Origin of the sequence: Mesorhizobium sp. NPDC059054 (assembly GCF_042739215.1) — a bacterium.
Lineage (GTDB): Bacteria > Pseudomonadota > Alphaproteobacteria > Rhizobiales > Rhizobiaceae > Mesorhizobium.
In genome coordinates this window covers 18,593-33,845 of sequence record NZ_JBHYHV010000008.1, presented here as the reverse complement: position 1 = coordinate 33,845, position 15,253 = coordinate 18,593, and the positions used below count along the sequence as shown (strand labels likewise).

The following is a 15,253-nucleotide window of genomic DNA, read 5'->3' as shown; positions in this document are numbered from 1 at the left end:
AGCTGCCATAACAACGCGCTGGTTCCCCATGACCTAGGCATGATGTTCGGCGCTCCACGGAATGAGACGCTTTTCGAGCATCAAGAAGAAGCCGTTCACCAGGTAGCCGACAATTCCAGTCAGAACGATCGCGCTCCACATTTCCGTGACGAGGCCATTCAACCGCACGTTTTCAAGGAAGGAGCCGATCCCCGGACGACCGACCAGCATCTCAACGGTGATCGTAAGGACGAGCGCAATCGCCGACGCCGTCCTGATACCCGTCGCGATATTCGGCAGCGCCGCCGGAAGCACGATGCGCCAAATGCTCGCCAATCGCGACAGGCCGAACACGCGTCCAGTTTCCAATTGTCTGGGGTCGACACCCTCCACGCCGGCCTTAGCGGAAAAGATGACCGACCAGATCGCCGCAAAGACGATCATGAACAATTGCATCGGAAGTCCGATGCCCAGGACAAGGAGCGCGACCGGGATCAGGGCCACCGAGGGAACCGGCCGAAGGAACTCGACGATCGGCCTCGTAACGGTCTCCACGAGCGGAGAGAGCGCCAGCGCCACGCCGACAACAGTTCCCAGGATGGAGGCAATGACCAGCCCCATCGACCAGGTTCGCAGGGTAGCCAGCACCGACGGCATCAGATCGTCCGAAGTTGCGAGGCCGGAGATCATCGACTGCAAGATCGCACCAATGCCGGGCAACGATCTTGAATCGATCGTTCCCGTCGCGCGAACCAGTTCCCAGACTGCAATAGCAGCCAGGAAACCAGCCATACCCTTGATGATCGCGATCGTACGCAAAAGCTCTCTCAGCTGTCGTCAGGCATCGATGAAATTGGTGATGGCTTTCAGCGTGATCTCGGGCGAGACCTCGTTGACGTAATGGTCGGCGTCCGGGACGACGACCACGGGCAGGTCGGGCCGCAGCCGGCTCGTCTTTGCCAGCGCCGCCGCTGAGACCAGCTTGCTTTGTTCGCCGCGGACGATGAGGACGGGTTTCGCCACATCCCGATAGGTCTGCGTCAGGTCTGCCCGCAGCCCCTTGGCGGTCTGGGCCATGGCTGAGGGCGACGCCAACGGACGCAGCCCGCCGTCGACCCGCTGATAGCCGCTTTCGGCCCTGATCCTGATGGCGTCCGCGGGAATGTTGGGATAGCGTGCGGCCAGATAGGCTTCGACGGCTTTGACATCCTCGAAAAGCCGATCTCCCCCATTCACCCTTGCCTCCAGCGCGTCCAGCACCTCGCTCTCGATGTAGGGCGTGAAGTCGATCGCGATGACCGATCGCACCAGGTCCGGATTTCGCGCGGCGACCGTGACGGAATTCCTGGCGCCGAGCGAATGTCCGACGAGGACGGCAGGGCCCTGGTCGAGTGTGCGTATCAGGCTGGCAATATCGTCCGCGTAGTCAGTCGCCTCGTAGCCGCTTTCCGGCTTGTCGCTGAGGCCATGTCCCCGCTGGTCGACAGCGATGGTCGTGAAGCGGTCCGACAGCCGCGCCATCAACGGTTCGAAAACCGCGGAGTTGGAAGTGATGCCGTGGAAGAACAGCATCAACGGGCCGTGACCCATCTCGCGTACATTCAACGCGATGCGGCCCGTATCGATGCGCCGCGAATTCAGCTGATTTGAAAGCATATCCGCCGCCATGTTTATGACCCTTGTTCTTGCGGCCTGTCTTTCTCAAGAGGATCATATTAGCCAAAGGCCGTCAACCAGATTGTCTGACATTCTTGCAATCTTGACAATTGACAATCTGACTATTCCTGCTGTCCAATATGTGCGACGTCGCATATGATGCGTCCGATCGTGACCCTGAGCCCAAGAGACGTAATCAATGTCGGCAGATCTGAATTTGCGGATTTCTCCACGGACAGTTCAGCAGGAGACGGTCGACAAGTTACGGCTCGCCATCCTGTCCGGACTGTTCCAGCCCGGAAGCCGTCTGATCGAGAGCCAGTTGTGCGCGCAGCTCGGCGTCAGCCGCCCCTCGCTGAGGGAGGCACTGCGCAGTCTCGAGGCCGAACGCCTGATCGAGATCGTACCCAACCGCGGACCGGCGATACCCGCACTTTCGTGGGAGGAAGCAACCGCCATCTACGAGGTTCGAGAGCTGCTGGAAGTCGAGGCGGCGGGGCGATGCGCGCTAAGAATTCCCGCGGAACAGCTGCGTGAGCTCGAAAAATCTCTTCTCGCCTTCGAACAGGCCGCAGCCAGCCATGACGGCCTGGCGCAAGTCATGACCGCCGCGGACTTCTATTCGATCATATTGGCGAATTGCGGCAATCCCATCCTGGAGGAGGTCCATCGTGGTCTGGTCGCCAGGATCAGCTTCTTTCGCGGACGGTCGATGTCATTGGATGGGAGAGCGCAAAGCAGCCTGGTGGAGATGAGGGATATTTATGAATCCATTGCCGCCGGCGACGAGAAAGCCGCCCGTAAAGCCTCGAAGAAGCACCTTTTGAAGGCAAAAGCGGCCGCGAAGATATCCATGGAAAACGGGGCCTGAATTCCGGGAAGGGAGAGCTGCCCGCCCGAGGTCCCGAAATCCTTCATCACGTTTCGGAATCCACCGAACGCAGATCAGCGCGCCGGGGCCTTGCTGTCGGCGCCGGACATGCCGGCTACCGAAGCCGGCACGCGCAATGGAGTTGTGATGACCAAGGCGACAATCGAGTGCGAACGGAATGCCGATGTCATCATCGTCGGTGGTGGCTCGGCCGGCGCGTTGCTTGCAGCGCGTTTGAGCGAGCAGCCGGCCCGTCGCGTCCTGCTGATTGAGGCGGGCGAAGAGGCGAACGACCCCGATATCTGGAACCCCGCCGCCTGGCCGGTGCTTCAGGGCCGCAGTTACGATTGGGACTATCGGACGGAGCCACAAGCCGGGACCGCGGACCGGGTACATCACTGGGCGCGCGGGCGGCTGATCGGCGGTTCGAGTTGCCTGCACGCGATGGGCTACATGCGCGGCCATCCTTCGGACTTCCAGGCGTGGGTCGACGCGACCGGCGATCGCCGATGGGGCTGGGACGGACTGCTGCCCGCGTTTCAGGCCATCGAGGATCATCCGCTCGGCGGCAATGGCCTTTACGGCAAGGGCGGACCGATGCCCGTTCATCTGCCGTCGGACGAAGTCAGTCCGGTGGCGCGCGCCTTCATCGAAGCCGGCGCTTCGCTCGGCCTGCCGCGCCTCCAAGGCCACAACAGCGGACAGATGATCGGCGTCACCCCGAACTCGCTGAACATTCGCGACGGGCGGCGGGTCACGGTAGCCGATGCCTGGCTGACGCCGGCTGTCCGAAGCCGCGCAAATCTGACCGTCCTGACGGGAACCCGGGTGCGGCGGCTCGCCCTGGACGGCGGCAATCGAGTACGCAGCCTTGAAGTCGTTGGGCCGCAAGGCACCCTTGAGCAAGTCTTTGCAGATCAGGTAGTTCTGTGCGCCGGCGCGCTGGAAAGCCCGGCTTTGCTGATGCGATCGGGCATCGGTCCGCACGGTGTTCTCGCTGCCGCGGGCGTTGGTTGCCTGGTCGATCTGCCGGAAATCGGCCGCAACCTCCAGGATCACCTGCTGGGAGCCGGGAACCTTTACGCGGCCCGCAAGCCCGTTGCACCGTCACGCCTCCAGCATTCGGAATCGATGGCCTACATGCGGGCCGGCGACTTCACCGCGACCGGGCAACCCGAAATCGTCGTCGGTTGCGGCATCGCGCCGATCGTGTCCGAATGTTTCCAGGCGCCAGCTGCCGGCACGGCCTATTCGCTGCTGTTCGGCATCACTCATCCGACCAGCCGCGGCAGCCTGCGCATAAGCGGGCCGGAGCTCGCAGACCGATTGATCATCGATCCCGCCTATCTGCAGACCGGGCAGGATCGTGACTTGTTCCGCCAGGCTCTCGCGGCGGCAAGAGAGATCGGCCACCACGACGAACTCGCCGAATGGCGCGAGCGTGAGCTCCTGCCAGTGTCCTTCAAGGACAAGGCCGGCATCGATGACTTCATCGCGCAGGCGGTCATCACCCACCATCACCCCTGCGGCACCTGCAGGATGGGTCGGGACGCCAACGCCCCCGTCGATGCAGACCTGCGGCTCAAGGCGCTCGACAATCTTTTCGTCGTCGACGCTTCGGTCATGCCCAGCCTGACCGCAGGACCGATCCATGCCGCCGTTCTGGCGATCGCCGAAACCTTCGCCAAGGGCATGACCGCAGAAGGCTGAGTGCCTTCGGATCGATGCCGGGAACAGGCGCAAACCGAATACGTTGGAGTCACATGCTCTGGGCTGCGCGGGAGCGTGACGCTGTCGTGCCGCCCGAGGCCCAACAAACGGAGCCGGATATGAAGGACACACGCTCGACCACGCGCGCGGTAGCAACTGTCGTCGTTACGAGATCCGAAGCCAAGCCTTTTGATGAAGGCTCGAACCCGGCGTTGTTCGAGATCGCGTTGACGGAGACATTCACCGGAGACATCGAAGCAGAGTCCGAGGTTCGCGCGTTGCAGGTCCTGCGTGACGACAAGTCCGCCAGCATGGTCAGTCTGCAACGGGTTCGCGGAACACTGGGCCGGCGCCGGGGTTCGTTCGTGCTGCAAGGTTCCGAGACCATCAAGGGCGGCAGGATCAAGGCGACCTGGTTCGTCGTTCCCGGCTCGGGAAATGGCGATCTCTCCGGACTGCGCGGCGAAGGCCGCTTTGAAGGTGATTTTGGTAAAGGCTCTGACGCAACCTTGGACTATTGGTTCGTATGATGCCCATGTCGCCGTTAGAAATTTGTGGTTTCGCAAACACCGATAATGGCAAGATCGCCTTGAGTTGACAGTCTACCTACTAGTTGGTAGACACAGCTATGCAAAACTCGCAGACCAAGGCCGATGAAATTCTCAGCTGCGCCCGCTCCCTGATCATCAAGGGCGGCTACAACAGTTTCAGCTATGCCGATATCTCCAGCGTGGTCGGCATCCGCAATGCGAGCATTCACCACCATTTTCCCAGCAAATCGGACCTGGTCCGTAAACTCGTCGCACAGTACCGCGAAGAAGCTGCCGCCGGGATCGCCGAACTGGAACGAAATGTCTCCGATCCGCTCGAACAGCTTCGCGCTTATGTCGGCTATTGGGAGGGCTGCATCGCTGACGCGACCCACCCTTTCTGCGTCTGCGCCTTGCTCGCCAGTGAGATTCCGGTTCTCCCCGAAGCGGTCGTTCTTGAGGTGCGCGCGCATTTTCGAGGACTCTCGGACTGGCTTGCCTCCGTCCTGGAGCGCGGCGCCGCACAAGGCCGCCTCACCCTGACCGGGACTGCAAGGGCGGAAGCTGAAATGTTCATGGCGACCGTGCACGGCGCGATGCTTTCGGCGCGCGCCTATGGCGATGCCAGGACCTTCGGCGCAATAACCCATCCCTTGCTGGGTCGCATCGCTGCCTGAAAATTGGAGGCTTCGCCAAGAACGTATACGCATGACCAAAATACCTACCAACTAGTAGATAGCCGAGCTGTTCTCGCGGATATGTCACCGGCTGTCTGCCTGCTCCCCCTTTGACAAGAAAGGCAATCTCTCATGTTCGGAATTTCTCCGCTCGGCTGGGTCCATACGCTCGGCAGCCTGCCAGCCATTCCCGTGGCGTTTTACATGTTTGCCCGCCACGGCCGGATCGTTCCCAAATCCGCGCCAGGCGCCGTCTATTTCGTCTGCATGCTTATCGGCGCCGCAACGGCCTTCCTCGTGGCACATCAGCCGGTCAGCTACATCATCGGCGCCTTGACCGTCCTGCTCGTGCTTGCAGGTTACGGGGTCGAACGCATCCTGGGTCCGACGCGCATAGCCAGATATGTCGAAACTGTCTGTCTGAGCCTGAGCGCGTTTCTTTTGATGGTGCCGACCGTTACCGAGATCCTGCGCCGCGTTCCGGACGGCCACCCCCTAGTGACCGACCTGAAATCGCCGCTGCTTCTCGGCGCCCAGGGTGGGCTGCTGGCCATTCTCGTGATTGGCCTGACGGCCCAGATCGTCTACCTGGCAAGACAAAGCAAGACTGCTGTAAATCGGCCGTAGTGCCACTGCGAGCGACGCCGGCAGTCACGCAGTTGCGTGGAACAGTCAGACGTCCGGCCCGATCAAGACGTCGTCTTCGGTTGGCACCGAATGGTGCTCGTGGGTAATGATCCAATCGTGGCCGCTCTTGACGAAGCCGACCGTCAGACGAAGGTCAAGCGGCCCAGCTGTGGTGCCATCACAATGGATGTCGCAGAACGCGAATGCCACGGAGTCGCCGGCAGTGACTTCGATCCCATGTGGCTCGAACGTCACAGGTCCCCGCCGAGAATCGTCGAAAAAGTCCCACGTCTTCGCATAGGCATCGATGCCTCGAACCGTGTTGGGAAAGTCGATCATCACGACGTCGCTCGAATGGCCCGCGAGTACGCCCTGACGATCCTGGCGTTCAATGGATTTGGCCCAATCCGTTATCATCGATTTGATGCGTCGTTCGTCCATCATCGAGCGCACGTTCCTTGCTGACTTGGTCATCGTCATCTCCCTGTTCGTAACGCCCCAAGGACGAAACACGGCATAGGATTCCGACAATACCAACGGCGGCCTCACACTGCGCTTTGGCTGAAGGTCCACAACAGCAAGAATCGAGCCTGCGCTGTCCGCTCCCCTTTGGCATTTTTCCGCCTGGCCATGAACGCCACCGGCAGCGATGGCCGCGGACTACCCGGACGGGAGGGCAACACGCACGATCACGGGAGGATATTATGATCAAGACACTGCTTGCTGGCGTCGCGATGGCGTTGGCACTCGCGGAACCAGCCTTCTCGGAAACATTGAAGATCGGTTTCATGGCCTCGCTGACCGGACCAATGGGATCGATCAGCCAGGACGCCCGGGACGGCTTCCTCCTTGCCGTCGAGCAGCGCGGCGGTAAACTGGGCGGGTTGCAGACAGAAGTGATTGTCGAGGACGATTCCCTGAAGCCGGAACTGGCGGTTGGCCATGCGCAAAAATTCGTCGAGAGCGACAAGGTGCATTTCGTGGTTGGAATGATCGCGTCCAACATCCTGCAGGCGGTCTTCCACCAGATTGTAGAAAGCGAGACCTTCATGATCGGTGTCAACGCCGGTACTTCGGTCTATGCCGGCAGCAAATGCAGCCCCTTCTTCTTCTCCACGTCCTCCGAAAACAACCAGATCCCGGAGACCATGGGCAAGCATGCGCAAGACGCAGGCCATAAGCGGATCGTTATGATGGTGCCCAACTATCAGGCTGGCCGCGACGCGGTCGAAGGCTTCCGACGGCACTATCGCGGCGAGGTTCTGGAGGAAATGTTCGTCACGGTCGGCCAGCTCGATTTTGCGTCGGAGCTGTCGCGCATACGCACTTTGAATCCCGATGCGTTGCTGGTCTTCATGCCGGGCAGCATGGGCGTCACCCTGGTACGCCAGTTCAAGCAATCGGGAATGGCTGAAAACCTTCCATTCCTCTCAGTCTGGACTGTCGACGAGACCACGCTGCCGGCCACGCAACAAGCAGCCGCCGGGCTCTATAGCGCCTCGCAATGGGCGCCTGACCTCGACGTCAAAGCGAACCTCGAATTTGTTCGCCTGTTTAAAGCCAGATACGGTCATACCCCGTCCGCCTTCGCCGCACAGGCCTATGATGCCGCGCTGTTGATCGACTCAGCAGTGGCCAAGGCCGGGCTCGCCGACAAAGACAGGCTTCGACAAGCTCTGCAGGCTGCGAACTTCACCTCGACGCGTGGCAACTTCCGCTACAACACCAACCATTTCCCCATCCAGGACTACTACCTTGTGCAGGCGGAGCAGTCGCCGGACGGCTCCTATACGACCGCGATCAAGCAGAAAGTGTTCGAGGACCACGCGGATCAGAAGGCACCCGAGTGTCCGATGACCGCAGAGACGAAAAACTAAGATGCCCTTTCTCCGGCGGCGACGGGATCATTTCCGCCATCACCCAAACGGATCTTATCTGCCGAATGCCGCCCCCGAATTGCGTCGTATGAAGACGTAAGCAACTCCGGCAACGAAGGTCATCAGACCAGCCCAGACCAGCCCGAAAGCCGCCAGCTCTCCTTCTTGGCCGTTTGTGGCCTTGTCGAACATTGCAACTGCAATCGTCTGCGAACGTGGCCCTGATAGCAGAACGGAAATGGCCAGCTCCTTGCCGACGCTGAGGAAGACGAAAAGCCAGGCCGAGACGATGGCTGGCGACAGCAGCGGCACGACGATGCGGCGAATGAGCTGGAGCGGTGAGGCTCCCGAGATGGCCGCCGCCTCCTCGAGCTCGCGATGGATCTGCAGCACGCCGGTATAGGTATAGCGCAGGCTGAACGGCACCGCGCGGATCACAAAGGCAAAGGCCAGCAGCCAGATCGTGCCGTAGATCGCGAACGGCACCTGCAGCCCGATCTGCATGACCGCCGCGCCCATCACGATGCCGGGAAACAGCATCGGCACGGTGCTGAGCTGGTCGAGTATGGTGCTGCCAGGGGCTCGGCGCGCCGTCAGCCACCCGACGATGGTCGTCAGGAAAACCGCTACGCAGGCCGCCACGGCTGCGATGGTGATCGTGTTGGTCGCATATTCGAGATAGGAGGTCTCCTCGAAAACCGCCGAGAAGTTCTTCATCGTCAGCAGCTTCAGGTTCGACCACCGCATTGGCGCCATGAACGGCGTGGCGGCTATCCATATCAGCGCCGCGATCGGCACCAGCAGAACGACGAAAAAATCGATCAGGATGAACGCACCGCCGAGCCAGCGCAGGCGACCCAGATCGATCGGACGTGGCCGGTACCCCTTGCCGGTCACGCTGGCGAACCGGTCGGCATTGCGTGACAGGCGACCATACCAGACCATCAGACATGAGATCGCCAGGATCAGCAATATGGAAAAGGCGCTGGCCTGGTCGAGCCTCGGCGGCACCTCGCGTATAGCGAAATAGATGTCGCTGCTCAGAACGTTGATGTTGCTCGGAACCCCGACGAGGATCGGCACATCGAAAGCTTGGAGCGTGTTGATGAACACAAACATCGCAACCGCTGCCATCGCCGGCCACACCAAGGGTATCGAAACCCGCCAGAACATGGCGAACACCGATGCGCCGCTCATCCGGGCGGCTTCCTCCATTTCTGCGTTCGCGGCGCGAAACGCGGCGGAGAACATCAGGAAGACCAACGGCATCCAGACGAAGGTCTCGATCAACGCCATGCCCCAGATCGTATGGACGTCGAACAGCAGATCGGCTCGGCCGGTCAGGGTCCGATAGAGATCGTTTACCGGCCCTGCCCTTCCGAGCACGTAAAGCCAGGCAGCGGTGTAGAGGATGAACGGCGTGCCCAGCGATATGATGGTGGCAAGGTATGCGAGCCCCTTGAACGGCGCATTGGTCCGCTCGATAAGCCAGGCCAGGAAGGCGCCGATAATCAGCACCATGACTGTCGACAGCCCGGCGAACTGAACCGTGTTCCAGGCGCTGACGTAAAGGTCCGGCTGCGACAAAATGCGGGAATAGTTCTCGAAGGTGAAAGCGCCGCGCGAGCCGTCGGGATTGGCCACCGTCAGGCTGTTGCGCAGCAGGATGAGCAGAGGCGGCAGCATCAGCACCGTCATGACCGCGATCATCATGCTGCTTATAACGGAGATCGGTTTCGCCCGAAGTGGTTTGAGGATGTCGGACAAGTTCCCGGCCGGGGGCTTGCCGAGCGGCCGCGCCGCCATGATGTCATCACTCATCGTCGCGCCTCATCCGAATGCCCGCATCTGCCGTTCCTCGCCAAATCTGGTTACGGAGCCGCTTCCGCGGCTCCGTTGCGATTTCAAGAAGAACTAGCCGGCGACGAACAGCCGCTTGTAGATTTCCAGCCATTTCGGCAGCGAGTCCTGGTTCATCGAAGGCAGGATCGGGACCGCCGTGAAGCCACCCTGTTCGGGTTTCAACTCCGGTACTTTAGCCTGCACGTTCGGATCGGCTGGCAGGTAGTTGGCTTCGCGCAGCACATTCTGCCCTTCCGTCGACAGCAGATAGTCGAAGAGCAATTTCGCGGCGTTCGGATGTGCCGCGCCCTTCACCAGACCCACAGTTTCTGCGGTACTGGCCACGGGTCCGATCTTCAGCCATTTGATCGGCGCTCCCTGGTCGGCACTGATGACGACGTGATGGTTGAGCGCCGTTATCGCCAAGGGGTATTGACCGAGAATGACCTGGTCGAGAGCCTTGCGCGCATTGCCGGGAACGCGGGTGATGTTCTGCTTCGACAATTTTTCGAGATAGGTCATGCCGGCCTCCTCGCCCATCGAGATCAGCCGCGCACCGATGAAGCTCGGAGGACCGGCAAAATTCTCGTTGTTTTGCCAGACCATCTTGTCCTTCCATTTCGGATCGAGCAGGTCTTCATAGCTTTTGGGCTCGTCCTCGGGCTTCACCATGTCGGTGTTGACCGCCACCGTGTAGAAGAACACACAGCACGAGGCCCAGTAATTCTCGGCGTCCTTGTGTTCCGGCCGATATCGGGCCGTTTCCGGAGAGGCATAGGGAACGATCAGATCGGCCTCACGCATGGCCGAGATGGTATCGCCGGCATTGTCGAAAATATCGATGGTCGGCTTGCCGGCGCTTGCCTCGTTGGTCATTCGCAACAGAAGATTGTCGGCATTGGCGATCTCGACGCGGATGCCGTATTTCTTCTCGAAGGCGGCGGCCACCGGCCGGACGGCCTGGTTGACGATGAGGCCGCTCGCCCAGGTAACGGTGCCTTCCGCCTTGGCCGCTTCAATCAGTGCCGGGTCGGATTCGGCCCGCGCACCCCCAGCACATGAAAAAGACAGCGCGGCGATGATTGCCGCCACCCATAATTTCGCCTGCAACATTCCGTTCTCCCATTTTCGACGCGACCTCGCCTTGCGCCGGCGCGTTCGAGACGCGCGGCACTTGCCCACGATCGCAATGCGATGGCCATGCCTGTCCGCCCCTCAAGCGGCAGGGAAAACCCTGATCTTGGGCAGGGAGTCCGTCAAACGACTAAACGAATGGACTGCTTGAGTTCTCCTCAAGCGCGATCAAAGCGAGGAGCTAAGCAGAAAGGCACTGAAGGCACATGTCATCTACCGGATCCCGCCTCACGGGTTCGAAACCAGCATCACGCTTGGGTGACCTGTCCGCTGACCGAAAGCGGTATCCGTATCGCCGGCCACCCACATTCGGCCAAGGTGAGCGACCGGTCTTATCGTGATACGACAATCGCAACTTCTGGCGCCGAGGTAGAACTTCCGTTCAGCTGAGCACCCTGACATGATTCCGATCATCAAGCCCACGATGGATGAGGCCGAGGCCGACGCGGCACGCCGCGTCATCCTGTCCGGCTGGGTCACGCAAGGCCCCGAGGTCGCGGCCTTCGAGACGGAGTTCGCCACCTTCACGGGAGCGCCGCACGCCGTGGCCGTCTCGAACTGCACCACGGCCCTGCACCTGGCCCTGCTGGCAGCCGGGGTGAAGCCCGGCGACGAAGTGGTCACGGTCAGCCACTCCTATATCGCCACGGCCAATTCGGTGGCTTATTGCGGCGCGATCCCGATTTTCGTCGACATCGATCCGGCCACCTACAACATCGACCCGGCCCTGATCGAGCAGGCGCTTTCGGCCAAGACCAGCGCGATCCTGGTCGTCCACCAGATGGGCCTGCCCTGCGACATGGCCGCAGTGGTCGACATTGCCAAGGCCAAGGGCCTGCCCGTGATCGAGGACGCGGCCTGCGCCAGCGGCAGCGAGATCCTCTGGGACGGCCAGTGGGAGAAGGTCGGCAAGGTGCATGGCGACGTGGCGTGCTTCTCCTTCCACCCGCGCAAGATCATGAGCACCGGCGACGGCGGTATGTTGACCACCAGGCACGCCGACTGGGCCGCCAAGTTCAAGCTGCTGCGCCAGCACGGCATGAGCGTGCCCGACACGGTCCGCCATGGCTCGGCCCAGGTGATCTTCGAGACCCACCCGGTTCTCGGCTACAACTATCGGATGACCGACATCCAGGCTGCCGTCGGCCGCGAGCAGCTCAAGCGCCTGCCCGGCATCGTGGCCCGCCGCCGTTCGCTGGCCGCCCGCTACGCCGAATTGCTCGGCGGAGCGCAGTGGCTGGGCCTGGTCCGCGAACCGTCCTACGCGCGCACCAATTGGCAGAGCTTCTGCGTCCGTCTGCCGGATTCCGCCGACCAGCGCACCGTCATGCAGGCCATGCTGGATGCTGGTATCGCCACCCGGCGCGGTATCATGTGCGCCCACCGCGAGGCCGTCTATGCCTCCCAACCCCTGCGCATGTCCCTGCCGGAGTCGGAGGCAGCCCAGGATCATGCCATCGTCCTTCCGCTCTATCCCCAGATGACCGACGAGGATCAACAGAAGGTCGCCTCGACCCTGATCGAAGCCACTCGGTTCAAAATCCACGGCCCAAGACTCCAACTCTGGGATTCAGGGCGAGATATGGTGGCGGTCCCGCACAGGGGCCGGTCTTATCGAAAGTGAGCGATAGGAATGGCGAGCGTTCGACGCGCGGTGGTCGCGGTCTATTTCGAGAAATACGCCACCCTCATCCTCAATTTCACGACGCTCTACGTTTCGTCGCGGCTTTTGGCGCCCGACGAAATCGGCGCTGCCTTCCTTGGCGCCAGCCTCATCGCGCTCGCCGAGGGTCTGCGGGATTTCGGTGTCACCAACTACATCGTTAGCGCCGAAAACCTCTCGAAGCAGGAAATACGCACCTCCTTCACCATGATGCTGGCGGTCGCCATCGTGCTGACGACCGCCTTCGTCGCGACGGCGGGCCTCTACGCCGACTTCGCCCACGAACCGCGTCTGGAGAACTTCGTCCGCACCGTGGCGTTCGGCTATCTGTTCGCCAGCATCGGCTCGCCGATCGTGGCTCTGCTTCGACGCGACCTGAAGTTCTGGAACATCGCGGCCATCAACCTGGGCTCGGCGCTGGTCGGCAACATCACCACCACCGGCCTGGTGATGATGGGCGTCGGCTATATGAGCTTCGCCTGGGGCTCGCTGAGCTATCCGCTCTCCACCTTCGTCTTCGCCATCCTCATGCGCCCGGATCTGTCCATCTTCCGGATCGAGTTCACCAAATGGCGCGAGATTCTGGCCTTCGGCGGCTTCAACACCGCGACCGGCCTCCTGACCGCCCTGGGCGCGGTCATCCCGACCTTCGTGCTAGGCCGGGCCAGCGGCAGCACCGATGTCGGCCTCTACAGCCGAGGCCAGCAGGTCACGGAGATGCCCAGCCGCCTGGTCATATCGGCCATCTCGGCCGTGGCCCTGCCGGGGTTCGCCGCCCATGCGCGCACGGGTCGTCCTCTCAAGGACCCCTATCTCAAGGCCGCCGCCAGCCTGACCGCATTCCACTGGCCGGGCCTGGCGATGGTCATCCTCTTCGCCTATCCCCTGGTGCACACCATGCTGGGGCCGCAATGGGGCACCACCATCCCGTTGGTGCAGGTGATGGCGGCGGCCACCATGCTCTACTTCCCCGTACCCCTGATGTTCCCGGCCCTGGTGGCTGCCGGCGGGATCCGCGACACGGCCAAGGCCTGGATCATCTCCCTGCCGATCACCAGCCTGATCATGATCCTGGCGGCCCAGCATGGCCCCTTCGTCCTGGCGCTCTCGATCTTCGCCACCACGCCGATCCAGGTGGGCGTTGGCCTCTGGTTCCTGATGCATCGGCTGAAACTGAGCGTCGGCGAATATCTGCGCGCGCTGGTGCCCAGCGTTGCCGTCACCCTGGCCACGGCGCTCGGCCCGCTCGTCGTCATCGGGCTAAACGGCTTCGACATGAACATATCGATCTTGCAGGCTTTCCTGGGCGGCGGACTTGGCGGCGTGTTCTGGTTCCTGGCCATGGGCTGGACCCATCATCCCTTCGCCGCCGAACTGGCCTATCTGCTGGGCAGGGCCCAGGCCTTGGCGCCCGCGCGCCTGCACGCCCCCCTCGCCTCCATCCGGCGTTTCCTGGGTGAAGCCACCGAACCGGGACAGGCGCCTGCGCCGGGCCGTGCAGACAGCGAAATCAATACCATGGGCCGTCTGGGTGGCGTGCAATCTGTTTGGTCTGTGGTCAAGGGACGCTCCGGCCGCCTCTTCGAACGATCGCCTGGATGGCCGACAAGCAAGGAAGGCAGGGGAATCGGTGATGAGTCACTCTGATGCCATAGATTCCGCCGGCACAAACGTCGCCGGCTCGGGTTTCGAGCGTGCGCTGGGCCATGTCGCCGCGCCCGCCGTGATCTCCGCTGCCCGCATCGTCACCCGCTTGACGACGCGGGGCGTCCACATCGCCTGGTTCGATGCCTGGAACCCGACCCTCGACCAGGCCCTGGACGCCCTGCCGGCCATTCCCGGCTGCACGCGAGACCTCTATCGTGAGCTCACCCAACCCACGAGCGTCCGAAAGCGCCACGCCCTGGCCACGGAGAACGGCCGACCGACCGCGCTCATCTCCCTGCGCCGCCGCCGCCGATACTGGGAGCCCGTCACCTATCAGGCGCTTCCAGGCGTGATCGCGCCGGCGTCCTCTCCAGCCGCCCTTGGCCGGGCGCTGCACGCATTGGGCGTCGAGGTGCGGGTCGAGGCGGGGCTCGACAAGAGCGTCGTGGATCTCAATCCGCGATGCCACTGGTCCTCGGACAACTACCGCGTCGACCTGCGGGGCGACTATGAGGCGCGCTGGAGCCGCAACCACCGCAAGAATGTACGCAAGGCCTGCAAACGTTGCGATGAGTTCATGCGGCTTCGCGTCGACGACGTGGGCGACCTGGAATGGTCCTGCGCCCAGTGGGAACGCACGTGGGAAGGCGCCGACGCCGGGGAGACCGTCGCCACCGAGGATCGCCTGCGGTTTTGGCGCGCCTTCGTAAAACAGCAGAGTGCCGACAGCCCGATCCAATTCCGCACCCTGCACCTGCTCGACGGCAATCGGCGCTCGGCCGGCGTCGTCCTGATGTGCAAGGACGGCGTCGCGCTCGGCCAATGCATCGTCCGCGACCCCGAGTATGACCGTTTTTGGGTCGGTGTCCGCATCATGGAGGCATCGATCAAATGGGCGGCAAGCGCTGGGCATCGCCAGTTCGATCTCGGTTCCGGGCAAGACTACAAGCAGAGTTGGGGTGAGGCTGTGACCGGGCGGTACGGTGCGATCTTTCGCCCACGCGCCGTCAGCGCACTCTATCGGTTCGGACTTCTATGAT

The 15,253-nt window shown here is 62.1% G+C and carries 14 protein-coding genes; 9 read left to right on the top strand and 5 right to left on the bottom strand.

The window, feature by feature from the left end:
• Window positions 1–33: 33 nt before the first annotated feature.
• Together ACFWXH_RS28460 and ACFWXH_RS28455 are read right to left on the bottom strand one after the other, a co-directional pair.
• Window positions 34–798, bottom strand: coding sequence for an ABC transporter permease (locus ACFWXH_RS28460; protein WP_379124804.1), 765 nt, complete (start codon window positions 796–798; stop codon window positions 34–36).
• 18 nt (window positions 799–816) lie between these two features.
• Window positions 817–1,653, bottom strand: coding sequence for an alpha/beta fold hydrolase (locus tag ACFWXH_RS28455; RefSeq protein ID WP_054313433.1), 837 nt, complete (start codon window positions 1,651–1,653; stop codon window positions 817–819).
• 181 nt (window positions 1,654–1,834) lie between these two features.
• Here ACFWXH_RS28455 and ACFWXH_RS28450 point away from each other — a divergent pair, with 181 nt between their 5' ends.
• The 5 genes from ACFWXH_RS28450 to ACFWXH_RS28430 all read left to right on the top strand — a co-directional run bounded on the left by ACFWXH_RS28450 (window position 1,835) and on the right by ACFWXH_RS28430 (window position 6,050).
• The gene (locus ACFWXH_RS28450) at window positions 1,835–2,506 is read left to right on the top strand and encodes a GntR family transcriptional regulator (RefSeq protein WP_379124803.1); all 672 of its coding nucleotides are present in this window, start codon (window positions 1,835–1,837) and stop codon (window positions 2,504–2,506) included.
• 147 nt (window positions 2,507–2,653) lie between these two features.
• Window positions 2,654–4,216 carry a GMC family oxidoreductase gene (locus tag ACFWXH_RS28445; RefSeq protein ID WP_379124802.1) on the top strand — a complete coding sequence of 521 codons (1,563 nt, stop codon included), beginning with the start codon at window positions 2,654–2,656 and terminating at the stop codon, window positions 4,214–4,216.
• Window positions 4,217–4,269: 53 nt separating this feature from the next.
• Window positions 4,270–4,746 carry a DUF3224 domain-containing protein gene (locus tag ACFWXH_RS28440; protein WP_379124799.1) on the top strand — a complete coding sequence of 159 codons (477 nt, stop codon included), beginning with the start codon at window positions 4,270–4,272 and terminating at the stop codon, window positions 4,744–4,746.
• 98 nt (window positions 4,747–4,844) lie between these two features.
• Complete coding sequence (locus ACFWXH_RS28435) at window positions 4,845–5,423, top strand: TetR/AcrR family transcriptional regulator (protein WP_379124798.1); 579 nt, start codon at window positions 4,845–4,847, stop codon at window positions 5,421–5,423.
• Window positions 5,424–5,555: 132 nt separating this feature from the next.
• Complete coding sequence (locus tag ACFWXH_RS28430; RefSeq protein WP_379124796.1) at window positions 5,556–6,050, top strand: hypothetical protein; 495 nt, start codon at window positions 5,556–5,558, stop codon at window positions 6,048–6,050.
• A 45-nt stretch (window positions 6,051–6,095) separates the two neighbouring features.
• On the opposite strand, the gene ACFWXH_RS28425 is transcribed toward ACFWXH_RS28430, so the two are convergent.
• Window positions 6,096–6,530, bottom strand: coding sequence for a YybH family protein (locus tag ACFWXH_RS28425; protein WP_379124795.1), 435 nt, complete (start codon window positions 6,528–6,530; stop codon window positions 6,096–6,098).
• Between the two features lie 77 nt (window positions 6,531–6,607).
• Here ACFWXH_RS28425 and ACFWXH_RS28420 point away from each other — a divergent pair, with 77 nt between their 5' ends.
• Window positions 6,608–7,927 (top strand): ABC transporter substrate-binding protein, encoded by a 1,320-nt coding sequence (locus tag ACFWXH_RS28420; protein WP_379124794.1) that lies wholly within the window; start codon window positions 6,608–6,610, stop codon window positions 7,925–7,927.
• A gap of 54 nt (window positions 7,928–7,981) precedes the next feature.
• Here the strand turns inward: ACFWXH_RS28420 and ACFWXH_RS28415 are convergent, their stop codons facing one another.
• Together ACFWXH_RS28415 and ACFWXH_RS28410 are read right to left on the bottom strand one after the other, a co-directional pair.
• Window positions 7,982–9,748 carry an ABC transporter permease gene (locus ACFWXH_RS28415; protein ID WP_379124793.1) on the bottom strand — a complete coding sequence of 589 codons (1,767 nt, stop codon included), beginning with the start codon at window positions 9,746–9,748 and terminating at the stop codon, window positions 7,982–7,984.
• A 93-nt stretch (window positions 9,749–9,841) separates the two neighbouring features.
• Window positions 9,842–10,882, bottom strand: a complete 1,041-nt coding sequence (locus ACFWXH_RS28410; RefSeq protein ID WP_379124792.1) for an ABC transporter substrate-binding protein — start codon at window positions 10,880–10,882, stop codon at window positions 9,842–9,844.
• Window positions 10,883–11,303: 421 nt separating this feature from the next.
• On the opposite strand from ACFWXH_RS28410, the gene ACFWXH_RS28405 reads away from it, so the two are divergent.
• The 3 genes from ACFWXH_RS28405 to ACFWXH_RS28395 are packed head-to-tail and all read left to right on the top strand — an operon-like array spanning window position 11,304 to window position 15,252.
• A complete protein-coding gene (locus tag ACFWXH_RS28405; protein WP_379124791.1) occupies window positions 11,304–12,527 on the top strand; it encodes a DegT/DnrJ/EryC1/StrS family aminotransferase in 1,224 nt (407 codons plus the stop codon).
• A gap of 9 nt (window positions 12,528–12,536) precedes the next feature.
• The gene (locus ACFWXH_RS28400) at window positions 12,537–14,213 is read left to right on the top strand and encodes an oligosaccharide flippase family protein (RefSeq protein WP_379124790.1); all 1,677 of its coding nucleotides are present in this window, start codon (window positions 12,537–12,539) and stop codon (window positions 14,211–14,213) included.
• Window positions 14,200–15,252: a GNAT family N-acetyltransferase gene (locus ACFWXH_RS28395; protein ID WP_379124789.1), complete on the top strand. Its 1,053-nt coding sequence runs from the start codon at window positions 14,200–14,202 to the stop codon at window positions 15,250–15,252. Before ACFWXH_RS28400 ends, ACFWXH_RS28395 begins: the two co-directional genes overlap by 14 nt.
• Window position 15,253 lies beyond the last annotated feature (1 nt).